19 protein-coding genes are annotated in these 22,691 nt (G+C 72.1%); 6 read left to right on the top strand and 13 right to left on the bottom strand.

Features of this window, described 5'->3' with window-relative positions; all coding sequences use genetic code 11:
- Positions 1–75: 75 nt before the first annotated feature.
- A complete protein-coding gene (locus ASF18_RS14965) occupies positions 76–1,248 on the bottom strand; it encodes a zinc-dependent alcohol dehydrogenase (RefSeq protein ID WP_056215031.1) in 1,173 nt (390 codons plus the stop codon).
- 85 nt (positions 1,249–1,333) lie between these two features.
- Positions 1,334–2,245 (bottom strand): LysR family transcriptional regulator, encoded by a 912-nt coding sequence (locus tag ASF18_RS14960; RefSeq protein WP_056275502.1) that lies wholly within the window; start codon positions 2,243–2,245, stop codon positions 1,334–1,336.
- A 95-nt stretch (positions 2,246–2,340) separates the two neighbouring features.
- Between ASF18_RS14960 and ASF18_RS14955 the strand changes: the two genes are divergently transcribed.
- Positions 2,341–2,787 carry a DMT family transporter gene (locus ASF18_RS14955; protein ID WP_056352618.1) on the top strand — a complete coding sequence of 149 codons (447 nt, stop codon included), beginning with the start codon at positions 2,341–2,343 and terminating at the stop codon, positions 2,785–2,787.
- Positions 2,788–2,799: 12 nt separating this feature from the next.
- On the opposite strand, the gene ASF18_RS14950 is transcribed toward ASF18_RS14955, so the two are convergent.
- Genes ASF18_RS14950 through ASF18_RS14940 form a run of 3 tightly spaced genes read right to left on the bottom strand, consistent with a single transcriptional unit; the run spans position 2,800 to position 6,034 of the window.
- Positions 2,800–3,270: a secondary thiamine-phosphate synthase enzyme YjbQ gene (locus ASF18_RS14950; protein ID WP_056352616.1), complete on the bottom strand. Its 471-nt coding sequence runs from the start codon at positions 3,268–3,270 to the stop codon at positions 2,800–2,802.
- Positions 3,267–4,991, bottom strand: a complete 1,725-nt coding sequence (locus ASF18_RS14945) for a cisplatin damage response ATP-dependent DNA ligase (protein WP_056352613.1) — start codon at positions 4,989–4,991, stop codon at positions 3,267–3,269. Before ASF18_RS14945 ends, ASF18_RS14950 begins: the two co-directional genes overlap by 4 nt.
- The gene (locus tag ASF18_RS14940) at positions 4,988–6,034 is read right to left on the bottom strand and encodes a ligase-associated DNA damage response exonuclease (RefSeq protein WP_056352610.1); all 1,047 of its coding nucleotides are present in this window, start codon (positions 6,032–6,034) and stop codon (positions 4,988–4,990) included. Before ASF18_RS14940 ends, ASF18_RS14945 begins: the two co-directional genes overlap by 4 nt.
- A 41-nt stretch (positions 6,035–6,075) precedes the next feature.
- Here ASF18_RS14940 and ASF18_RS14935 point away from each other — a divergent pair, with 41 nt between their 5' ends.
- Positions 6,076–7,011 (top strand): methyltransferase domain-containing protein, encoded by a 936-nt coding sequence (locus tag ASF18_RS14935; RefSeq protein ID WP_056215400.1) that lies wholly within the window; start codon positions 6,076–6,078, stop codon positions 7,009–7,011.
- Positions 7,012–7,204: 193 nt separating this feature from the next.
- A complete protein-coding gene (locus ASF18_RS14930) occupies positions 7,205–7,942 on the top strand; it encodes a YoaK family protein (RefSeq protein ID WP_056215006.1) in 738 nt (245 codons plus the stop codon).
- 22 nt (positions 7,943–7,964) lie between these two features.
- Here the strand turns inward: ASF18_RS14930 and arfB are convergent, their stop codons facing one another.
- Positions 7,965–8,384, bottom strand: coding sequence for an alternative ribosome rescue aminoacyl-tRNA hydrolase ArfB (gene arfB / locus ASF18_RS14925; protein WP_056215003.1), 420 nt, complete (start codon positions 8,382–8,384; stop codon positions 7,965–7,967).
- Positions 8,385–8,424: 40 nt separating this feature from the next.
- The gene (locus tag ASF18_RS14920) at positions 8,425–8,709 is read right to left on the bottom strand and encodes a BolA family protein (protein ID WP_056215000.1); all 285 of its coding nucleotides are present in this window, start codon (positions 8,707–8,709) and stop codon (positions 8,425–8,427) included.
- A 135-nt stretch (positions 8,710–8,844) separates the two neighbouring features.
- On the opposite strand from ASF18_RS14920, the gene ASF18_RS14915 reads away from it, so the two are divergent.
- The 3 genes from ASF18_RS14915 (at position 8,845) to cobT (ending at position 12,649) form a co-directional block, all read left to right on the top strand.
- Complete coding sequence (locus ASF18_RS14915; protein ID WP_056214996.1) at positions 8,845–9,471, top strand: DnaJ domain-containing protein; 627 nt, start codon at positions 8,845–8,847, stop codon at positions 9,469–9,471.
- A gap of 255 nt (positions 9,472–9,726) precedes the next feature.
- Entirely contained in the window at positions 9,727–10,710 is a 984-nt protein-coding gene (gene cobS / locus ASF18_RS14910) for a cobaltochelatase subunit CobS (RefSeq protein WP_056214992.1), read from the top strand.
- 37 nt (positions 10,711–10,747) lie between these two features.
- On the top strand, positions 10,748–12,649 hold the full coding sequence (cobT, locus tag ASF18_RS14905; RefSeq protein ID WP_056275490.1) for a cobaltochelatase subunit CobT: 1,902 nt from the start codon (positions 10,748–10,750) through the stop codon (positions 12,647–12,649).
- A gap of 104 nt (positions 12,650–12,753) precedes the next feature.
- On the opposite strand, the gene addA is transcribed toward cobT, so the two are convergent.
- The 6 genes from addA to tsaE all read right to left on the bottom strand — a co-directional run bounded on the left by addA (position 12,754) and on the right by tsaE (position 22,537).
- Positions 12,754–16,245, bottom strand: coding sequence for a double-strand break repair helicase AddA (gene addA, locus ASF18_RS14900; protein WP_056352608.1), 3,492 nt, complete (start codon positions 16,243–16,245; stop codon positions 12,754–12,756).
- Positions 16,242–16,490, bottom strand: coding sequence for a hypothetical protein (locus ASF18_RS14895; protein ID WP_056275483.1), 249 nt, complete (start codon positions 16,488–16,490; stop codon positions 16,242–16,244). The genes addA and ASF18_RS14895 overlap by 4 nt, the downstream gene beginning before the upstream one ends.
- An 18-nt stretch (positions 16,491–16,508) precedes the next feature.
- A complete protein-coding gene (locus tag ASF18_RS14890) occupies positions 16,509–16,922 on the bottom strand; it encodes a PIN domain-containing protein (RefSeq protein WP_056275480.1) in 414 nt (137 codons plus the stop codon).
- A 66-nt stretch (positions 16,923–16,988) separates the two neighbouring features.
- The gene (addB, locus tag ASF18_RS14885) at positions 16,989–20,129 is read right to left on the bottom strand and encodes a double-strand break repair protein AddB (protein ID WP_056352877.1); all 3,141 of its coding nucleotides are present in this window, start codon (positions 20,127–20,129) and stop codon (positions 16,989–16,991) included.
- Positions 20,130–20,196: 67 nt separating this feature from the next.
- Positions 20,197–20,934 (bottom strand): nucleotidyltransferase family protein, encoded by a 738-nt coding sequence (locus tag ASF18_RS14880; RefSeq protein WP_056275476.1) that lies wholly within the window; start codon positions 20,932–20,934, stop codon positions 20,197–20,199.
- Between the two features lie 76 nt (positions 20,935–21,010).
- The gene (tsaE, locus tag ASF18_RS14875; RefSeq protein ID WP_082487612.1) at positions 21,011–22,537 is read right to left on the bottom strand and encodes a tRNA (adenosine(37)-N6)-threonylcarbamoyltransferase complex ATPase subunit type 1 TsaE; all 1,527 of its coding nucleotides are present in this window, start codon (positions 22,535–22,537) and stop codon (positions 21,011–21,013) included.
- Positions 22,538–22,691 lie beyond the last annotated feature (154 nt).

The raw sequence follows: 22,691 nt of genomic DNA, 5'->3' as shown, positions 1-22,691 counted from the left end.
GGAACGAAGGATCGGATCCGGACGGGACGCGGATGCGGGCATGCGGACTTCCTCCATCGGGAAAACGGGCGGCGCTCAGGGCCGGAGCACGACCTTGATGCAGTTGTCCTTCTTGTCGCGGAACGTCTTGTAGAGATCGGGCCCGTCTTCGAGGCGGCCCCGGTGGGTGATGACGAAGGAGGGGTCGATCTGCCCGTCGGCGATCCGCTTCACGAGGTCGTCGGTCCAGCGGTTGACGTGGGTCTGCCCGGTGCGGACGGTGAGGCCCTTGTTCATCAGGGCGCCCATCGGGATCTTGTCCACGAGGCCGCCATAGACCCCCGGGATGGAGAGGATGCCGGCCGGGCGGCAGACATAGATCATTTCCCGCAGGACGCTGGCCCGGTCGCTCTCCAGCATCATCGCCTGCTTCAGGCGGTCGTAGGCGTGCTCCAGGGCGCGGGGGGCGTGCGCTTCCATGCCGACGGCATCGATGCACTTCTCCGGACCCTTGCCGGCCGTGAGCTGGTTCAGCCGCTCGACGGTGCTCTCCGTGCCGTTGTCGATGGTCACGGCGCCCCCGGCCCGGGCCATCTCCAGGCGCTCGGGCACGCGGTCGATGCACACCACCTGCTTGGCGCCGAGCAGGATCGCCGAGCGGATCGCCATCTGGCCGACCGGGCCGGCGCCCCAGATCGCCACGGTGTCGGTGGGCTGGATGTCCGCCTGCACCGCCGCCTGCCAGCCGGTGGGGAAGATGTCGCCGAGGAACAGGACCTGCTCGTCGGTGAGCCCCTCCGGCACCTTGATGTGGGTCTTGTCCGCGAAGGGGACGCGGACGTACTCGGCCTGGCCGCCCGCATAGCCCCCAGTGAGGTGGGTGTAGCCGAAGAGGCCCGCGGTGGTGTGCCCGAAGACCTTGGCGGCGAGGTGCTTGTTGCGGTTCGAGCGCTCGCAGACCGAGAAGAAGCCGCGCTTGCACTGGTCGCATTCGCCGCAGATGATCGTGAACGGGATCACCACCCGTTCGCCCTTGCGCAGGCTGCCGCCGACGCCCTTCCCCGTCTCGACCACCTCGCCCATGAACTCGTGGCCCATGACGTCGCCCTTCTCCATGCCGGGCATGACGTGGTCGTAGAGGTGCAGGTCCGAGCCGCAGATGGCGCAGGCCGTGACCTTGATGATCGCGTCCCGCTCGTCCTCGATCCGGGGATCGGGGACGGAGTCGCAGCGAATGTCCTGAGCGCCGTGCCAGACGAGAGCCTTCATCGTATCTCTCCCACGTGCGGTGTCGTGTCGCCGATATGCTGAGAACCCGGCGACGGGACGTGAGTTCGGTTCGGGATCGCAGGTCTCAATCGGGCGCGAGGATCGGTTCCGGAACCAGCGCGTCGCGCTCCAGGCGAAGGAAGTCGATCAGGCGCTCCGCGAGGCGCCCCGGCGGGCGGCCCGCCGGCCGGATCAGCGCGGTCTCGATCGGCAGGGCCGGCCGGAACGGGCGCAGCACGATCGGCAGGCCGGTGAGTTCGCCGGCCGGGACCGGATCGACGATGGCGAGGCCCAGGCCCTCCGCGACGAGCCCGCAGCGCGCCGCCGTGTACTGCGCCATCAGCGGAAAGCGCGGCACGCACCCGGCCTCCGCGAACCGCGCCTCGACGGCCTCCTGGAACAGGCCGGGACCGCCGGCGATCAGGGTCTCGCCGACGAGGTCCTCCACCCCGATGGCGCGCCGGCGGGCCAGCCGGTGCCGGCGCGGCAGGGCGCAGACCGCGTCGACCGTGAGGAAGCCCTCGGCCGCCACCCCCGCATGGCCGGAGCGCGGGCGGGCGAGGCCAAGGTCGCACCGGCCCGAGGCGGTCCAGGCCCAGATCGTGTCGGGGCTCGGCACATGGACGGCGACGCGGGCACCCGGATGCTCGGCCATGAGGCGCCGGATCGCCCGCGGCAGCAGGCGGGAGGCCAGGGACGGCTGGCAGGCGACGCGCAGGGGCCCGGTGCCGAGCTCGCGGATCTGCCGGGCGGCGTGGGTCAGCTGTTCGAGGCCGGCATGGCTCCGCTCAACCTCGCGGGCGAAGGCCTCCCCCTCGGGCGTCGGCCGGGCGGTGCCGTGGCCGCGCACGAACAGCGAAAGGCCGGTCTCGGCCTCGAGCTGGGCCATGGCCCGGCTCACGTGCGGCTGGCCGATGCCCAGCGCGGCGGCGGCCCGGGTCATCCCGCCATGGCGCATCACCGCGCGAAAGAGATCGAGATGGCCCGGATTGATCATGCCCCATCCGCATGGAAACGCGCCGATCCGTCATTTGACGGCATGGCCACGGAATGGTTGTCAAGGCGCCCGTGTCCCGAACAGGTGCCAGGCCGATGCTCAACCTCCTGCTTCCCGTGGCCCTCTCCGTCATGGCGGGCGCCAGCATCGTGGTGCAGCAGGCGCTGATCGCGAATCTGCGGATCGCCCTGAATTCCTCCGCCTGGGCGGGCTTCGCCAGCTACTTCGTCGGCCTCCTGTCCATGGTGGTGCTGGCCCTGGCCCTGCGCGACCCGCTGCCGGCGGCCAGCCTGACCGGGCGCATTCCGTGGTGGGGCTGGAGCGGCGGGTTCTTCGGCGCGGTCTTCATCGCGCTCGCCACGATCCTCGTGCCGGAACTCGGCGCGGCGACCTTCCTGGCCCTCCTCGTCACCGGCCAGATGCTGGCCTCGGTGGCCTTCGACCATTTCGGCTGGCTCGGCCTCGCCCAGCGCGAACTCGACGCGACCCGCGTGATCGGCGTGGCGCTCCTGATCGGCGGCGTGGTGCTGATCCGGCGCTGATCCGGCCGGTTCTCAGGCGCCGAGCCCCTGCAGGACGATCTCCCGGCGGTGCGGCCGGTCCCGGTGCTCGACGAGGTAGATCCCCTGCCAGGTCCCGAGGGCGAGGCGCCCGCCCCTCACCGGGATCGCCAGGTTCGAATCCGTCACCATCGTGCGGATATGGGCCGGCATGTCGTCCGGCCCCTCGGCGCCGTGCACGTAGCCGGCATGGCGCGGCGCGAGCCCGTCGAGGGCGGTGAGGAGGTCGGTCCGCACATCGGGGTCGGCATTTTCCTGGATGGTCAGGGAGGCCGAGGTGTGCCGGCAGAACACGGTGACGAGGCCCTCCGCGATCCCGCTCTGCGCGCGGAAGGCCTCCACCGCCCCGGTGATGTCGGTGAAGCCCTGGCCGGGCGTCGAGACCGTGACCGTGGCCGCCGCCTGACGCGCCACCGGGCCGCTGGCGAAGCCCTGCAGCGCACCGATCTTGCCCGCCTGCCTCATCCGTGCGTCTCCGTCAGGGTTTCGCCCGGCGCGATCTCGCGCTCGCCCCGGGCCAGGATGGTCTCCAGGGCGTCGATCCGGTCGGCCTCCGCCGCCGGCTTGTCCCAGCGGATGCGCGCCACCCGGGGAAACCGCATGGCGACGCCCGACTTGTGCCGGGTCGAGCGCTGCACCCCCTCGAAGGCGATCTCGAGCACGAGGCCGTGGTCGAGGCCGTAGGACACCTCGCGCACCGGGCCGAAGCGCTTGGTGGTGTTGTTGCGGACGTAGCGGTCGAGCTTCTGCAGCTCGGCATCGGTGAAGCCGTGATAGGCCTTGCCGACCGGCACGAGCTCGGGCGTGCCGTCCTCGCGCGCGCGCCAGACCCCGAAGGTGTAGTCGGAGTAGAACGACGAGCGCTTCCCGTGTCCGCGCTGGGCGTACATCATCACGGTGTCGACGCGGAACGGCTCGCGCTTCCACTTCCACCACGGCCCCTTGGGCCGGCCCGGCAGGTAGACGCTGTCGCGGGCCTTGAGCATGACGCCCTCGATGGCGTCGGCATCCTCGCCCGCCCCCACGGCGGCCGGGTCGGCGCGGGCCGCGGCCAGATCCGCCCAGGTCGCGAAGGGCACCAGGGGCGAGAGGTCGATGCGGGCGTGATCGAGGGCGGCGACGAACGCCTCCAGGCGAGCCCGGCGCGCGGTGAAGGGCAGCGGGCGCAGGTCCTCGCCGTCCGCCTGCATCAGGTCGTAGGCGCGGACATGGGCCGGGAACTCCTCCAGGAGCTTCGGGGTCACGGCCTTCCGGTTCAGGCGCTGCTGGAGCACGTTGAAGCTCTGCACGCGGCGCTCGCGCAGGATCAGCAACTCGCCGTCGATGGCCCCCGAGAAGGTGATCGCCTCGGCCAGATCCGGGAAGGCGCCGGAGATGTCCTCGCCGGTGCGCGAGTAGATCCGCGCCACGTGTTCCCCGGCCGCGTCCCGTCCGCCGACGAGCTGAACCCGGATGCCGTCCCACTTCCACTCGCCGGAAAACGCCGCCGGATCGAGCTTTTCGAAATCGCCCTCCTCGTCGATGGGGTGGGAGAGCATCGGCGGCCGGAACGGGGCCGGGTTCAGGGTGGTGGGGCGCTCGCCCCGGCCCTCGACCCAGGCGAACAGGCTGGCGTAGGGCGGCTCGAGCCCGTGCCAGACCTCCTCGACCGCGTCGGCCTCGTGGCCGCCCAGCGCCCCGATGGCGGTCTTGGCGAGGCGCGCCGAGACGCCGACGCGGAGCGCGCCGGTGATGAGCTTCAGCAGCGCCCAGCGCCCGGTCTCGTCGAGGGCATCGAGCCACGCGGCGATGCGGGCGGGCAGGTCGGCCTTCTTCACCGTGCCCAGCGTCTCGACCACCTCGGCGAGCGTCGGCACGTGCGGGGGAGGATTGTTGTGGCCGGGGCCGATGACCGGCTCGCCATCCGAGGGCACGGGCGCCGGCCAGATCAGCGCTGTGGTCTCGGCCAGATCGCCCACGTAGTTGTGCGACAGCCCGAACAGCACCGGGTCGACGCGGGCTTCGACCAGGCCCCGGATCATCGCCGGCTTGGCCTCGCGAAAGGTCAGGCCGCCGGTCATCGCGGCGAGCGCGTAGCCGCGCTCCGGGTCGGGAGCGTGGGTGAAGTAGTCCTGCAGCAGGCGCAGCTTGGCGTTGCGGCGCGGCTCGTAGGCGAGGCGGTCGAGGAGGTGGGCGAAGTCGTTCATGCGACGGCCTCCTCCGGCGGGGCGACCGGCTCGGACTCGCCGTCGTCGCCGTAGCCGAGGAGGTGCAGGGGCTTGGCCTTGATGCCCTTCGTCCCGCACCAGTGCACCAGGGCGTCCTCCTGCCCGTGGGTGACCCAGACCTCCCCGGCCCCGGTCTCCAGGATGGTGCGGCAGAGATCGGGCCAGTCGGAATGGTCGGAGATGCAGAGGGGCAGCTCGACCCCCTTCTGCCGGGCCCGGGCCCGCACCCGCATCCAGCCCGAGGCGAAGGCCGTCACGGGGTCGGGGAACTTGCGCGACCAGACGTCCTGGATCGACGAGGGCGGGCAGAGCACGATGGCCCCGTGCAGTTTGGCCCGCTCGGTGGCCACCACCTTGGGGGTCTCGCCGAGGGGAATGCCCTCCTGCTTGTAGAGCTCGGTCAGCTTTTCCATGGCGCCGTGCAGGTAGATCGGCCGGTCGTAGCCGGCCTCCCGCAGCAGGGCCATCACCCGCTGCGCCTTGCCGAGCGCGTAGGCGCCGACGATGTGGGCGCGCTCGGGGAACAGGGTCACGGAATCGAGGAGCTTTTGCACCTCGTCGCGGGTGTCCGGCATCCGGAACACCGGCAGGCCGAAGGTCGCCTCGGTGATGAAGACGTCGCAGGGCACCACCTCGAAGGGCAGGCAGGTCGGGTCGTCGGCGCGCTTGTAGTCGCCCGACACCACCACCCGCACGCCCTGCGCCTCGATCGCGATCTGGGCCGAGCCGAGCACGTGCCCGGCGGGGGCGAAGCGCACGGTGACGTCGCCGATGCGGATCGCCTCGCCGAGGGGGGCCTCCTGCCGGCTCGCGCAGAAATCGGCGCCGTAGCGCACCGCCATGATGCGCAGGGTCTCGCCCGTGGCCATCACGCGCCCGTGCCCCGCCCGGGCATGGTCGGCATGGCCGTGGGTGATGAGGGCGCGCGGCACCGGCCAGGTCGGATCCACGTGGAAGCCGCCGAGGGGGCAGTACAGGCCCTCGCGGGTCAGGGTGAGAAGATCGCTGGCGCTGAAACTCATTGGCGCGGCATATAGGGCGCCCGACGCCCATGCGCAGCCACATGTCCCGCACGATCACCTCCGGCGACCTTCGCGCCGACCGGCGCTACGCCTACGCCCAGGGCTGCCTCGACGACGGCGATCCGGACGCTGCCGCCGAGATGGCGGAGCAGGCCCTGGAGATCGCCCCCCGCTTCGCCCCGGCCTGGTTCCTCCTCGGCCGGGCCCGCGAAGGCCGGTACGCCCAGAGCGGGCGGGCCAGCGATCACCACGCGGCCCTGCGCGCCTACGCCAGCGCCCTCGACCTCGACCCCGAGGACGCGCAGGGCGCCCGCCTCGCCCTGGTGCGCATCGGCGCCGGCGAGGCCGCCAGCGCGATCTCGCCGGGCTACGTCCGGGCGCTGTTCGACGCCTACGCGCCGCGCTTCGACCGCCACCTCGTGGAGGGCCTGTCCTATCGCGGGCATACGCTCGTCGCCGATGCGCTCGAGGCATCGGCAGGTCCGGCCACGCCCCTCGGGTGGGTGATCGACCTCGGCTGCGGTACCGGGCTCGTCGGGGCCGCCCTCGCCGGCCGGGCGCAGTTCCTGACCGGGATCGACCTCTCGCCCGGGATGCTGGCCGAGGCCGGGCGGCGCGGCGGCTATCACCGGCTGGTGGAGGGCGAGCTGGTGGCGGCGCTCGGCGCCGAGCCCCCCGCCTCGGCCGATTGCGTCACGGCCGCCGACGTCATGATCTACGTGGGCGATTTCGCCGGCGTGGTCTCCGGCAGCGCCCGCGTCCTGCGCCCGGGCGGGCGCTTTGCCTTCACGGTGCAGTCCCATCCGGGCGACGGACTCATCCTGGGAGCGGATGCGCGCTACGCCCATGGCGACGCGCTGGTGCGGGAGACCCTGGCGGGGGCGGGGCTCGCCCTCGAACGCGCCGAGCCGGCCGTCGTGCGACGGGAAAACGGAGCCGACGTCCCCGGCCAAGTCATCGTCGCCCGGCGGCGGTAACATTCACGTGTCCGTCGCCGCCCTTGAGCGCAAGCGCACGACGCGGTTGAACCAAACGGGAGCGTGACTGTTGCCCCGGACGCATCGGATCACCCCGCCCGGGACCTGACGTCGAGGTCCGGCGGTGCACCGAGCGTATCGGCCTTACGCCACCGTAGTTCAGCCGCCGCACGGGACGGAGGATAGCAACCCTATGGCAGAGACGCAGAACAAGTCGTTTCCGGCGAGTGCCGCGACGCGCATCCCCTTCGCGCTGGCCCTCTCGGCCGTGGCCGGTTGCGCCGATTCCATCGGCTTTCTCGAATTCTCGCAGCTCTTCATGTCGTTCATGAGCGGCAACACGACCCGATTCGGCGTCTCGGTCAGCCGCTTCGACTGGGAGAGCACGTCGCGGGTCGCCTCGGTCATCGTCCTCTTCTGCTTCGGCGCCTTCGCCGGCACCCTGATCGCCGCCTGGGTCGGGCGCTGGCGCCTCTCGGTGCTGCTCCTGCTGCAGTCGGTGCTCCTGACCATCGGGCTCATCGTCCCCCACGGCACCTTCGCCTTCCCGCTCCACGCCTACCCGATCGTCATCGCTCTGGGCCTCCAGAACGCGACGCTGCAGGACGAGGGCGGGCGCAGCCTCGCGCTCACCTACGTCACCGGCGCGGTGGTGCGGTTCGGAACCGGGCTCGCCAACCTGATGCTCGGCACGGTGGCCCCCTCGTTCTGGATCCAGGCCCCCCTCTGGGCGGCGCTGAGCACCGGTGCGGTCATCGGCGGCTTCCTGCAGATGCGCTACGGCGAGGATGCGTTCCTGTTTCCGGCCGCGGTCTCGGCGCTGCTCGCCCTCATCGCCCTGGTGCTGACGATCATGAAGCCGGGCAGCCGCTACGTCAGCGGAGAGGTCGAGACGCATCCGCCGGATGGTACGGCGGCGGCCAAGATCTGAGTGGAGATCCGAGGCGCGGCCCCTAATCCAGGCCGCTGCCGCGCAGGCGCTTGGTGGCGCTCCGCTTCGACTTCTCGTCGAGGCGGCGCTTCTTCGAGGCCAGCGTCGGGCGCGTGGCGCGCCGGGGCGTCGGCGGCACCGCCGCCTCGGCCACGAGTTCGGCCAGCCGCTCGCGGGCATCGGCCCGGTTGCGGTCCTGGGTCCGGAAGCGCTGGGCGCTGATCACGATCACCCCGTCGACGGTGAGGCGCCGCCCCGCCAGCCGCATCAGGCGGACGGCCACCGCGTCCGGCAGGGCGGCCGAGCGCCGGGCGTCGAAGCGCAACTGCACCGCCGTCGAGAGCTTGTTGACGTTCTGTCCGCCGGGGCCGGATGCACGCACGAAGGTTTCCTCCAGCTCCGCCTCGTCGATGGCGATGTGGGGCGTGCATTGAAGGGCCACGGCGGAATCTCTCGCAGGATCTGGGATCAGGTCGCCGCGTTCAGGCTGCTTCGGCGGGCGTGCGGGCGCGCACCGCCAGGGCGTGGAGTCCGCGCTGGAAGGCCGGCTCGAGGGCGGCGTTGACAAGGCGATGACGTTCGACGCGGCTCTTGCCCTCGAAGGCGGCCGCGACCACGTCCAATCGGAAGTGCGTCTCTCCTTCGGGCCGCGCTCCCGAATGGCCCGCATGCAGGTGCGATTCGTCGATCACCGCCAAGTCCTGCGGCGCCAGTTGCACCCGGAGCGTGTCGGTGATCCAGTCCTTCAGGGTCACGGTCTCGGTCATCGCGGGCGTCTCCTCGTTTTTGGACTGCGGTCAAGCGCCGGCGTCCGGTCTCACGCGTCAACCCCCGAACACCGCATGCGGCATCAGGCCCGCCGCTCTTGTGTCTCCGACCCACCCCCTCATAATCGCCCCATCATGGATCTCAACTCGCCCCTGTTCGACAGCATCCGCATCAAGCCGTCCTGCGACGAGCCGAAGACGGCCGCAGCCCAGACCTGCGAGACGCCCGGGTGCAAGAACCCCGGCCTCTACCGCGCGCCCAAGGGCCGCAAGGCGGAGGGGCAGTACTGGCGTTTCTGCATGGATCACGTGCGCGCCTACAACGCCACGTACAATTACTTCGACGGCATGAACGATGCGGCCGTGCAGGCCTTCCAGAAGGACGCCATCATCGGGCATCGCCCGACCTGGGCGATGGGCGTGAACCCGGCCACCGCGGGGGAGCGCGGCAAGGCGGCGCCGAAGCGCGATTGGGCCTATGTCGATCCCCTGGACATCCTGCGGGCCGAGGGCGTCGGCGAGACCGCCCGGCGCAAGGCCGCACCCGAGCCGCGCCGACCCCGGCACTCGGCGGCGACCCTCAAGGCTCTCGACGTACTCGGCCTCGACGAGAACGCGGATTCGGCGGCCATCAAGGCGCAGTACAAGACCCTGGTGAAACGCTTCCACCCCGACGCCAATGGCGGCGACCGCTCGTTCGAGGAGCGTCTGCGCGACATCATCCGGGCGCACGATGCCCTGCGCGCCGCCGGCCTCTGCTGACGCGGCGATCGACGCCGGCCCGAGGTTCCGGCACGATCGATGCACGTTTTCTGGGTCTCCCCTGCTCAGGATGGGGCGGCAATTGCCGCGTGAGGCCCTATATGCAGTCCCGACACCCCTTGGCGCCGCCCGGCGCCGACCTTTAGATGGCGGTCGCGCGCGGCTCATCGTCCCCGAGCCGCGAGACCCCGAAGTCCGACATAGCCCGCGTGTTCCGTGACACCCCCGCGGCACCCGCGCCCCGACGAGGTCCTTATGCTTTCTGACGTCTCGCCCGCCTCGCTTCCCGACCGGGAAGTCTCCGTCCGAGAAGCCTTCGGCATCGACCTCGATCTCCGGGTCCCGGCCTTCTCGCAGAGCGAGGAGCACGTGCCGGACCTCGATCCGGACTACATCTTCGACCGGGAGACCACCCTGGCGATCCTGGCGGGCTTCGCCCGCAACCGGCGCGTGATGGTCACGGGCTATCACGGCACCGGCAAGTCCACCCATATCGAGCAGGTCGCGGCACGCCTCAACTGGCCCTGCATCCGGATCAACCTCGACAGCCACGTCTCGCGCATCGACCTCGTCGGCAAGGACGCGATCGTGCTGCAGGACGGAAAGCAGGTCACGGCCTTCCAGGACGGCATCCTGCCCTGGGCGCTGCAGAACAACGTCGCCCTGGTCTTCGACGAGTACGATGCCGGCCGCCCCGACGTGATGTTCGTGATCCAGCGCGTGCTGGAACTCTCGGGCCGCCTGACGCTGCTCGACCAGAAGCGCGTGATCCGCCCGCACCCGGCCTTCCGCCTCTTCGCCACCGCCAACACGGTGGGCCTCGGCGATACGTCCGGCCTCTATCACGGCACCCAGCAGATCAACCAGGGCCAGATGGACCGCTGGTCGATCGTCACCACCCTGAACTACCTCGCCCATGACCGCGAGGTCGACATCGTGCTGTCGAAGGCGGCGCACTACCAGCGCGACGGCGGCCGGGACATCGTCAACCGCATGGTGCGCGTGGCGGACCTGACCCGCAACGCGTTCATGAACGGCGACCTCTCCACGGTCATGAGCCCCCGCACGGTGATCACCTGGGCCGAGAACGCCGACATCTTCCAGGATATCGGCTTCGCCTTCCGGGTGACCTTCCTCAACAAGTGCGACGAGCTGGAGCGCACCCTCGTGGCGGAGTTCTACCAGCGCGCCTTCGGCAAGGACCTGCCCGAAAGCGCCTCGAACGTCGCCCTGAGCTGACCCCCTCCCGTCCGTTTCGAGGAAACCGTCGACCCGCATGTCGATCTCCAACCGCAAGCCCGGCGACCGGCGCGAGCCCGTCGCTGAACCGCTCAAGCGCTCGGTGGCGGGCTGCCTGCGCGCCATCGCCAAGCGCTCCGAGATCGAGGTGGTCTATGCCAGCGACCGCCCAGCACTGACGGGTGATAAGGCGCGCCTCCCCGAACCGCCGCGCAAGCTGACGCCGGAAGACGTCGCGATCCTGCGCGGGAACGCCGACTCGATGGCCCTGCGGCTCGGCTGCCACGACGTGGCGGTGCATCGCCGGCTGGCGCCGGAGAATGCCGGCGCCCGGGCGGTCTTCGACGCGGTCGAGCAGGCCCGCGTCGAGGCGATCGGCTCACGCCGCATGTCCGGCGTCGCCGCCAACCTCTCGGCGATGCTGGAGGACCGCTACCATCGCGGCGGCAAGTACGAGGACATCACCGACCGGGCCGACGCGCCGATGGAGGATGCCGTCGCCCTGATGGTGCGCGAGCGCCTGACCGGTGCGGCGCCCCCGGAGGCGGCCCGCAAGATCGTCGACCTCTGGCGCACCCACATCGAGGAGAAGGCCGGCCCCAACCTCGACGGGCTGATCGGCTCGATCGAGAACCAGCGCGCCTTCGCCCGCTCGGTTCGCGACCTCCTCAGTTCCCTCGACATGGCGGACGAGACGCCGTTCGATCCCGAGGACGACGAGAACGAGGACGACAACGAGGCCCAGGACGACGAGCAGACCCCGAGCGAGGGCGAAGCCGAGGAGCAGTCCCAGGGCGACCGCTCCGAGATGGAGACCTCGCAGGAGGCCTCCGACGAGTTGCAGGAGGGCGCCACCGAGGCCGCCGATGCGCCCTCGGGCGAATTGCCCGACGAGGCCGAGAACGCCGAATCCGAGGAAGCGTCGGAGGCCTGGCGGCCGCCGTCGCAGCGGGCGAACGAGCCGCGCGGGCCGGAATACAAGGTCTTCAACCCGCGCTTCGACGAGATCATCCACGCCGAGGACCTCTGCGACGCCGAAGAGCTGGCGCGCCTGCGGACCTATCTCGACAAGCAGCTCGCCCATCTCCAGGGCGTGGTCGGGCGCCTCGCCAACCGGCTGCAGCGCCGGCTCCTGGCCCAGCAGAACCGGGCCTGGGACTTCGACCTCGAAGAGGGCCAGCTCGATCCCGCCCGCCTCGTACGCGTGGTCACCGACCCGTTCCAGCCGCTTTCCTTCAAGCGCGAGAAGGACACGAATTTCCGCGATACCGTGGTGACGCTCCTGCTGGACAATTCCGGCTCGATGCGCGGGCGCCCGATCACGGTGGCGGCGACCTGCGCCGACATCCTGGCGCGGACCCTCGAGCGCTGCGGCGTCAAGGTCGAGATCCTGGGCTTCACCACGCGCGCCTGGAAGGGCGGACAGTCGCGCGAGGCGTGGCTCGCCGGCGGCAAGCCGAACACGCCGGGGCGCCTCAACGACCTGCGCCACATCGTCTACAAGAGCGCCGACGCGCCCTGGCGCCGGGCGCGCAAGAACCTCGGGCTGATGATGCGCGAGGGCCTGCTCAAGGAGAACATCGACGGCGAGGCGCTGGACTGGGCGCACAAGCGCCTGCTGGCCCGGCCCGAGCAGCGCAAGATCCTGATGGTGATCTCGGATGGCGCGCCGGTCGACGACTCGACCCTATCGGTCAATCCCGGCAACTACCTCGAGCGCCACCTGCGCTGGATGATCGAGGACATCGAGACCCGTTCGCCGGTGGAACTGCTGGCCATCGGCATCGGCCACGACGTGACGCGCTACTACCGCCGCGCCGTGACGATCATCGACGCCGAGGAACTGGGCGGCGCCATGACGGAAAAGCTCGCCGAACTCTTCGAGGAGGATTCGGGCACGTCGGCGCCGCAGAAGCGGGCCGCCGGCGGGCGGCGGTAGCGTGTGTCAGGGATAAGGGGGAACCGGTTACCCGGAAAAGACTCACGCTGAGAAAGGATTAGGGAGTCTGTCCGGTTCAGGATGAACCTGACAGACTCTCGGGCTCACGCTGCCCTCTGCGCCAGCGCGTCGAGGGCGGCCGCGACGGCGTCGGCATCGAGCCGGCGGATGACGGGTCCCGAGGTCCAGACCAGCATCGGCACCACGCGGTGGCGCGGGTAGATCTCCGCCAGGAGTGCGGCATAGAGAGCGATCTGCCCGGCTTCCGCGCGCGGCAGAGGCGCCCCGTCCCGCGGGGGCCGGCCCGTCTTGAAGTCCGCGACCCAGACCGTGTCCGGGGCGATGGCCAGGCGGTCGACACGACCGAAGACCGGGCGCGAGACGCCACCGACCACGACCCGCCCCGACAGCGTCACCTCGGCCCGTGCCTCCGGCGCGAAGAGCAGCGCCAGGTCGGGCTCCGCGAACAGGTGCAGGGTCGCGGCCACGATGCCGTCCTGCTTGGCACGGTCGAATCCGGGTGCACGGGCGCGCACGAAGGCGGTCGCGGCGGCCTCCCGCTGGGCCGGGTCGATCCGCGGCAGGTGCTCCACCAGGGAATGGATCAGGGTCCCGCGCCGGCGCGCCTCGCTGTCGGCCTGCCGCTGGCCCGGCTGGCGGCGGGTGTCGGCGGCCCCGAGGGCGCCGGACGGCGTCACCGGAGGGGCGGCCTCGACCTCGGCCGGGACGGGGGCCTCCAGCCAGGCCGGCAGGTCCGGCGGCCTCTCCGCGGCGGAGGGGGACGGGGCCGCCGGCTCCGCCGCGCCGCCGTCGCGCCACAGGGTGGCGGGGCCGTGGGGGGTCTCCAGGACCTCCCCGAGACCGAAGGACCGTTCCAGGCCGGTGCGGACCATCTCGCACCAGGCGGCCTCGCTCGGGGCCTCGTGCCCGCGATAGGGCGCGATGACGAGGCGGTCGGCGGCACGGGTCATCGCCACATAGAGGAGGCGGTTGTGCTCTTCGCGGGCCCGGGATTGCAGGGTGGCGCGGGCCTGGGTCACGGCCTCGCAGTCGCCGGCCTTGGCCCCGGCCCAGACCGGCGGCAGCAGCGCGGCGCCGTGGCCGAACCGCTGTGCCCCCGGCACGAGCGGCAGGAGCGGCGGGTCGTTGCGCCCCAGGGCCTCGCAGCCGTCGATGACGACGACCACCGGGGCCTCCAGCCCCTTCGCCCCGTGCACCGTCATCACCCGGACCTCGTCGCGGCCGGAATCGAGATCGCGCTTGACCGTGTGGCCGCCCTCTCCGCGCCCCGGAACGGTGTCGTAGCGGGCGAGGAACCCGCCGAGCGAGGGCGCGTCGGGCGCCTGCTCGGCCTGGGCCGCCGTCATCAGGAAGACGTCGATGGCGTCGCCGGCCTCGCCGCCGAGGCGGGAGACCAGGGCGCGGCGGCCGCCGCGAGCCCCGAGCAGCGCGGCGTAGAATCCGAACGGGCCCTCGCAGGCCGCGAGGGTGATCCAGGATGTGAGGGCCGCGTGGCCGCGGATCGCCGCGGGGTCGCCGGCCGCCGCATGGCGCGCGAGGGAATCCTCGAGGGTTTCGTCGAGGTCGCGCCGTCCGGCGATGCGCACGAGGTCGTCGTCGTCGAGTCCGACCAGGGGCGTCTTCAACGCGCCGGCGAGGGTCAGGTCGTCGGCCGGCAGGAGGCCGGCGCGGCCCACCGCCACGAGGTCGTTGACGGCGATGTGGGCGGCGATGTCGAGGCGGTCCTGGCCGGCGACGGGCACCCCGAGGGCCTTCATGGCGCGGATGACCTCCTCGAAGGCCGCCGAGCGCTTGCGCACCAGGATCAGGATGTCGCCGGGGCGCCAGACCCGGCCGGTCTCGTCGCCGGCGGTGATCCAGGTCAGGGCCGCCCGGGCGACCCGGCGTGCGGTGACGATGGCCGGCGCGTTGGTCTCCGGCGCGTCGACGGGGGCGGCCCAGGCATCGGGCTCGGGCTCGTCCGCCGGCTCCTCGATGGGCCAGAGTTCGACGGTGCCGGGCGCCGTGACCCGGGCGGTGCTGTGGGTGGTGCCGACGGCCGCGTCCTCGAAGGACAGGCCCTCGTAGTGCTCGGGGATCGCGAAGGTGGCGTCCACGGCCCGCAGGACCCCGCCGGCCGAGCGGAACGACAGGTTCAGGTGGACGTCCTCGAAAGCGAGGTCGGCGCCGGCCGCCGCCCGCTGCCAGGCGCGCCGGGTGGTCTCGAACTCGCGGGGCTCGGCCCCCTGGAAGCTGTAGATCGACTGCTTGGGGTCGCCGACGGCGAAGCGGGTCCGGGCGACCTCGCGGGCGCCCTCGCCGGAGGCGAACTCGGCGGTGATGCGGCGCAGGATCTCCCACTGGTGCGGGTTGGTGTCCTGCGCCTCGTCGATGAGCACGTGGTCGACGCCGCGGTCGAGCTTGTACAGCACCCAGGTGGAATCCACCCGGCCGAGGAGGTCCAGGGTCTTGTGGATCAGGTCGTCGAAGTCGAGGGCGCCGAGGCGGGCCTTCTGGGCTTCGACCCGGCGGTGGATCTCGCCCGCGAGGGTGAAGAGCGCGCGGGTGCGTTCCAGGGCGCGCACGCCGCGCAGGGCGTCCCGCAGCGGCTCCAGGCGGTCGCGCTCGTCGCACAGGGCCTGCTTGGCATCCTCCGGCACAGCCTTGGTGCCGAGGCTCCTGTCGGCCTTCGGGGCGCCCTCCTTGGTGAAGAAGACCCCGAGGTAAGTCTCCAGGGCCTCGGCGGGCGCGGCCGCCGCGGCCACCGCGAGCAGCCTGTCGGCGATGCCGTCGTCGGTGGCCTTGCCGGTGCGCAGGCGGCCGGCGAACGCGGTGAGATCGCCCAAGCCCCCGTCCAGCATCCGTGCCTCGATCGCCGCCGCGCTGTCGCCGGGCCGGACGCCGAGGGTGTCGGCCAGCGCGGCGAAGGGGCCGTCGAGGCCGACGCGGCTGTCGAGCACGTCGCGGGCCCGCATGGCGCTGCGGATCGCCTTGCGCAGGGCGTCCCCCGTCGCCTCGGGGCCGACGACGGCGAGGGCCTCGCCGAGAGGCCGATGCCCGCCGCCGATGGCATCGGCGAGCACGTTGCCGGTCTCGATCCGGAAGGCCTCCCCGGCCTGGGTCTCGTCCAGCACCACGAAGCGTGCCGGCACGTTCGCCTCGAAGGGGAACATGTGCAGCAGGCGCTCGCAGAGGGCGTGCAGGGTCTCGATCTTCAGGCCGCCCGGCGTCTCCACCGCGCGAGCGAACAGCCGCCGGGCGACCTGCAGGGTCTTGCGGGCGGGGCGCTCCCCCGTGAGTTCCGTGAGTTCGGCCGAGAGGGCGGCGTCGTCCAGCGTCACCCAGCGGCCGAGGACCCGGAACACCCGGATCGACATGTTGGCCGCCGCCGCCTTGGTGAAGGTGAGGCAGAGGATGCGGGCGGGCGGCGCCCCGTCGAGGAGCAGGCGCACCACCCGGTCGGTGAGGACCTTGGTCTTGCCCGCGCCGGCATTGGCCGAGACCCAGGCCGAGGCGCGCGGATCGGCGGCCTGGCGCTGCGCTGCCTTGGTGAGGTCGTCGACGACGAAGGTTTCTCGGACGGTCGCCGCGCTCATCGATCCGACCTCATCCGGTCCTTCGCCTCGGGGGGGACGTCGGGGGCCCCGTCGAGCAGGGCCAGGGCCGCCTCCACGTCGGCGCGCTCGGCCCGCGCCTGGAGCGCCTTCAGGCCGCGACGGTGCCCGAGGCCCTCCGCGATGAAGGCGACGAGCAACTGGTTGATGGAGACGTTGTCCTCGTCAGCGGCCGTCTTGGCCTGGGACATGACGTGGTCGGGCAGGCGGAGTGCGAAGTTCGGCATGGCCCATCCTCGTATCTGTCAGCGGGTCAGGTAGGCTTGCGGGGTCATCGCCCGAAGACCGAAAGCCGACAGGACCGGCTTTCGGAAGTGGCGATCGTGGGTCAGGATCAATTCGGCTCCGGCGGCCAGGGCGCATTCGACGTAGAGATCATCCTTCGGATCATCCAGGAACGGCCTGAAGCGGAACCAGGGCAGGGTCAGGACCGCGGTCGCGCACAGGGCGTCCAGGATCGTGTCGATCCCGGCCTCTTCGATCCAGGGCGTAGGCCCCAGCAGCCCCGGACGTTTGAGGACATCCTCGTACTCGAACACCATCGCGGGCGAGAGCGCGAACGAAAACCGGCGGGTGAGCAGCCCCCGCAGCACGGCGTGGGATGCGCCGTTGCGGGATCGCAGCGCGCCGAGCACGACGTTGGCATCGACGACGATCATCTTCTCAAGATGATATTGCGGGCGATATCGGTCAAGAGCGAAATCCGGCTTGTCCCGCGCGGTCCTTCAGCCCTCCCCCTCGCCGCCGAGCGACCATTCGAGCACCCGGGCGAGGTGGTCGTAGTCGCCGTAGGACTTGGCGTATTTCGGGTAGGGTCGGGAGGTGTAGGCGGCCTCGCCCGTGAGGAAGCGGGCGACGAGGCCGCGGAAGCGGGCGACGTGCTCGGCCACGATGGCGGCGACCTCGCGCTCGTCGCCCCGCGGCGGCTTCACCGCCAGGGGCTCGAAGGGTTTGCGGCCGCCCGAGGCGTGGACGTAGAGGAGGTCCGGCGTCAGCGTGGTGGCGGGGAAGCCGTCGAAGGCCCCGGCCATGAGCATCGCCGCCTCCAGGGTGAGCTGGGGGGAGAACCCGGCGAAGACCTCCTTGTTGCTCGGCGGCAGCCCGGTCTTGAAGTCGACGATGCAGGCCCCGCCGTCGCGGCGCCGCTCGATCCGGTCGGCCCGCGCCCGCAGGATGAAGGTCTCGGTGCCCATCGGGATCACCCATTTGCCGGAGATTTCCGGGTGCACCCGGCCCAGCTGCGCCCGGCGCTCACCCTCCCATGCGAGATATTCTTCCGACAACCTCACGAAGCGGGGCCACCATTCCGCGTACAGCGAAGGGTAGGTATCGTTGATCGACGCAAAGGCGTTCGCCGCCATGCCGGCCAAGACCTCTGCTGCCAAGGTGCCGTCCGGAAGGGAATCCGGGTAGCGCTCGGCGAAATCTCCGAGAATCTCGTGGATCAGCGTGCCGCGGTCGGCGGCCCCCGGCTCGGCCGCCACCGGATCCAGCGGATCGAGGCCGAGGACGTGCCGGGCGAAGATCACGTAGGGGTCGCGCACCAGGGTCTCGACCTCGGTGACGCTCAGGGACCGCGGGAACAGGGCCGGATCCGGCTTCGGACGGGGCTGCTTGAGACGGGCCTGCGCCGGGCCGGTACCCTGGTCGAGGGCGGCGGCGTAGGCCGAGAAGCGGCGCCCGGCGGCCAACGCCCGGTTCCAGCCGGCGTCGCCCGTGAAGGCGCGCAGGCGCTGCAGGAAGCGCGACGGCACGGTCGGTGCGCCTTCGCGCTTGGCCGCCCGGGTGATGAGGGCGTCGTGGTGGCCGAGGGCCTGGACGAAGTCGTGGGCGCTCTGGCCGATCCGGCGCTCGGGCGGGTTGAGGCCGATGCGCTCGCGCATGGGCCGGTTGAGGAAGGCGTCGGTGGTCGTCTTCATCGGCCAGACGCCCTCGTCGAGGCCGCCGAGCACGACCCGGTCGACGCTCATCAGCCGCGCCTCCAGCAGGCCGAGGATGCGCAGGCGCGGATGCGGGCGCCCGTCGCTGCAGGCCACCAGCCGCTCGCGGGCGAGCGCCGTGAAGAAGGCGGGGTAGTCGCCGAAGCGGCCGGGCAGCAGGCCGGGTTCGGCCATCTCGAGGTCGTCGAAGAGGGTGTCGAGCACGCCGAGCGAGGCGTCGTCGACGGCCTCGCCCTCGGCCGCGTCGATCAGCCGGTCGAAGGTGGCGCGGTGGCAGGCGGCATAGGCGACGAGGTTGCCGACGTCGCGGTGATCGGCCTCGAGGAAGCCGTCGAAGGCCTCCTGCAGCCGGTCCAGGAGTCCGGCGGCGAGGTCCCAGTCGCGCTCGGTCAGGCGGCGCTTGGCGCGGGGCCGTCGCCCGGTGGCGCTGCGCTGGTCGGCCAGGGCCTGCCGCAACCCGGCGAAGCCCGGCGCCGGGGCGGGCCCGCGCAGGGTGCCGATCTCCAGGGCGGCGGCGGCCCGGACCACGTCGCTGCGCGGCAGGCCGAGGCGGACATAGGGATGGGACAGGAGCGTGATCAGCCGGGCCGGCTGGAGATCGGCGGCGACCTCGGCGGCGAGCCGCGCCAGGCGCCCGGCCCGGCTGCGCGACAGGGCCTCGCCGCCGGAATCCTCCGCGACGATGCCCCAACGGGCGAGTTCGGCCGCGACGCGCAGGGCCAGGGCGCGGTCCGGAGTCACCAGAGCCGCGGTCGCGCCCGGCCTTTCCAGGGTCTCGCGCAGGGCGATGGCGATGATCAGCGCCTCTTCCCGCTCGTCGCTGGCCTCGACCACGGCGAGGCCCCGCAGGCCCTCCTCCGCCAGCCGCGCGCGGTCGGCAGGGTCCAGGGCGGCCCAGGCCTCGGTGGTCTCGGCCGGGCGCAGGGCCTGCGACAGCAGCCCGAAGCGGGCGTGGGACTCGGCGGACGTCTCTCCGAGGGTCGCCACCTGCGCCCGGTCGCGGTCGAGACCGGCCGGACCGAGGAGGCGATGCAGGACCGCCTGCGGATGGCCGTGGGCGATCTCGCGCGAAAAGCCCTCGCCGGTCTCGATGGCGTCCCAGCCATCGCCGTCGAGCTCGGAGTCGAGGCCCGGCAGAACCACGGCGCCGCGGGGCAACCCGGCCACCGCGGCGATCAGCTTTGCGGTGGCCGGCACGGAGCCGGTGGAGCCCGCCACGATCACCGGGTCGGCGGGCCGATCCCGCATCAGCCGGTCGGCTTCGGCCAGGACGAGGCGGCGCGAGCGCGAGACCGGGTCGCTCATCCCGCGCTCGGCGAGGATCCCGGGCCAGGCCTCGGCGGCGATCCTCACGAAATCCAGGGTCAGGCCGAAATAGCGCGAGTACTCGGCCTCCACGGCGCCGCCGATCTCGTCCCAGGGCAGCCCCTCGACGGTGAGCGCGTCCATGAGGCGTTCGAGGTCCGCGGCGAGCCCGATCGCGTCGGCGGGGGAGGACGGCACCAGGAAGGGCACGTCGTCGTCGATGGGCAGCAGCGTGCGGTCCACCGCCTCGGCCCAGCCCTGGACGAGGCGGGCGAGGATGAGGCGGCGCTCCAGGGGCGGCATCGCCGGGGCGAGACGGTCGGGGCCGTTCTCGAGGAGCGGGTTGGCGGCGAGATCCAGCTCCGCCTCGTCGGCCTCGCCAAGGGGGACCATCCGGGGCAGCAGGGCGGCGTGACCGAGCCGCGCGGCGAGGATCGCGGCCAGCGCCCGCACCGCCCTCTGGGTCGGCAGGTAGAGGGTGACGGAGGCGAGCGCGAAGGGGTCGTCGCCGATCGCGCCCACGAGGCGCCCCGAAATCAGGGCGTCGGCGAGGGTCGGCAGGAAGGGCGCGCCGGGCGGGATCGAGAAGACCTGGGCGGTCGGGACGTCTGAGGTCGGCATCCCACCCTCCATGCCACCAAATCCCCGGCCCGGGAATGCGATGCCCCGCGGAATCGCCGACCTGCGCTCAGAGCGTCGGCGCCGTGGACTTCACCCGGGCCTCGGCGGCCGTGATCGCCTCCGGCGTGCCGACGTGGAGCCATTGCCCGTCGAGGCGAAGGCCATGCAGGCGGCCGGCCGCGATGGCCCGGTCGAACAGGAGGTTGAGGGAGAAGGCCCCTTCCGGGGTCCCGGCGAACAGGCCGGGCTTCAGGATGGCGACGCCGGCATAGATGAACGGCGCCACCTCGCGCTCGCCCCGTCGCTCCAGGGCCCCGGACGAATCCATCGCGAAGTCGCCGTTGCCCTCGTAGCCGAGGCTCGTCGCGGTCGGGGCGACGAGGAGGAGGATGTCCATCGCCGCCGGGTCCCAGGCGGCGATGAGGCGGCCGAGATTCGACTCCGGGCCCTCCAGCCAGAACGAGTCGGCGTTGAAGACCACGAACGGGTCCTCGCCGAGGAGCGGCAGGGCCTTCTTCACGCCGCCACCGGTCTCCAGCAGGGCGTCGCGCTCGTCCGAGAGCACGATCGCCGGGGCGGTCCGGCGCTTGCCCACGTGCCCCTCGATCAGGTCGGCGAGGTAGTGGACGTTGACCACCGCCTCGGTGATGCCGCCCTCCGCCGCCCGGTCGAGGGCGTGGTCGAGGAGCGCCCGGCCGGCCACCTCCACCAGGGGCTTGGGCACCGTCGCGGTGATCGGGCGCATGCGCTTGCCGAGGCCCGCCGCGAGGACGAAGGCGCGGGTGATGGGGGCTGTGTCGGACATGGCGTTCGTCTCGTCGGAGAGGTCTCGGGCGGGCGCGGCCGCCCTCCGGCAGCCTCCCCGCGGGCATCGCGGGTCTTCAGCCGCCCTCGGCCGGCTCGCCCCCGGCCTTCGGCACGAGGTGCGGCAGGTGCGCCTCGTGCCAGAGGCGCAGATGGGTCAGGGCCGGGTGGTTGAGGTTGCGCGCGAGGTAGCCCTCGATGCGCGGCAGGTGCGCGAGGTAGGCCGGCTTGCCGTCGCGCCGGTCGAGGCGGGCGAAGATGCCGAGGATCTTGGTGGCGCGCTGGGCGGCCAGCACCGCGTAGGCCCGGGCGAAGGCCTGCATGTCGAATTCGGGCTCGCGGGCCCGGCGCTCGCGCACGTAGAGGCCGAGGAGGCGCAGCTCGAACTCGGCGGTCGCGTCCACCCGAGCGTCCTGGAGGAGCGAGGCGACGTCGTAGGCCGGATGGCCGAGAACCGCATCCTGGAAGTCGATGACGCCGATGCGCTCCAGCCCCTCGCGCTCGGGCAGCCAGATCAGGTTCGGCGAGTGGTAGTCCCGCAGGGTCCAGGTCGGGCGGTCGGGCTTGATGCTGTCGAGCACCTCCGCCCACAGGGCCACGAATTCGGACCGGGCCGCGTGGGGCAGCTCGCCCCCCCGGATCGCCGGGCAGTACCAGTCGGGCAGCAGTTCGGTCTCGAACACCAGGGCTTCGAGGTCGTAGGGCGGCAGCACGTGGTCGATGCCGTCGGCCACGGGGAGGACGCCCGGCAGCTCGGTGGCGTGGAGCTTGGCCAGGAGGCGCACCGCCTCGGCGTAACGCTCCGGGCGCGGCCCGTTGGCGTCGACCACCGGTTCGGTGCCGAGATCCTCCAGGATCAACAGACCCTCGGCGAGGTCCTCGCCGTAGATGCGGGGCGCCGAGAACCCGAGGGCGCGCAGGCCGCGATCCATGCCGACGAAGGCGTGCACGCTCTCGGCGAGCTTGACGATGGCGCTGTAGGGGCGGCCGTTGCGGACCGGGGGGCCGTCGGCGCGGGGCGGCGAGATCATCAGCACGGCGGTCTTGCCGTCCGGCTTCACGAGCCGCTCGTAGGCCCGCGAGGAGGCGTCGCCCTGCATGTTGACGCGGGCGGCCTCGTCCCAGCCGCTGCGGACGAGGAGGAGGCGCAGCGCGCGCGCCCGCTTGAGCCGGGCGGCCATGCCGCCGCTGCCGTCGATGCGGGCGAAGCGCGCCCCGTCCCCGAACTCGGCCCGCAGGGACAGGTCGACGGTCAGCATCGGCGCGTCGCGGTGTCCCAGGCGCTCGGGCCACTCCACCAGGGTGATGGCGGTCTCGGCCATCTCGTCGAAGCCGAGCTCGACGAGTTCGTCGGGGCTGCGCAGGCGGTAGAGGTCGGCATGCACGATGGCCCGCCCGTCGGCGGCCTCGTAGGGCTGGATCAGCGTGAAGGTCGGGCTCGGCACGTCGAGGTCCGGGTCGCCCACGAGTTCCCGGATCAGCGCGCGCGCGAGGGTGGTCTTGCCGCCGCCGAGGCCGCCGGACAGGGCGACGATGTCCCCCGGCACGAGGAGCCCCGCGAGGAAGCGGCCGAGATCCTCGGTGGCGCTCTCCTCCGGCAGCATGATCTCCCAGGCCGATTTCACCTCACGCTGGGGCGTGTCGGCACCATCCTCGTTCAACGCCCAACTCCTCCATGGCCGTGCGCCGCCCCGGCCGGACCCGGATCGCGCGGAGCCCCGCTGTCATACCGGAGCATCCTTAACCAAATCGCGGACG

It is taken from the genome of Methylobacterium sp. Leaf89 (assembly GCF_001422215.1).
GTDB lineage: Bacteria > Pseudomonadota > Alphaproteobacteria > Rhizobiales > Beijerinckiaceae > Methylobacterium.
This window is presented reverse-complemented; position numbering and strand designations above follow the sequence as displayed.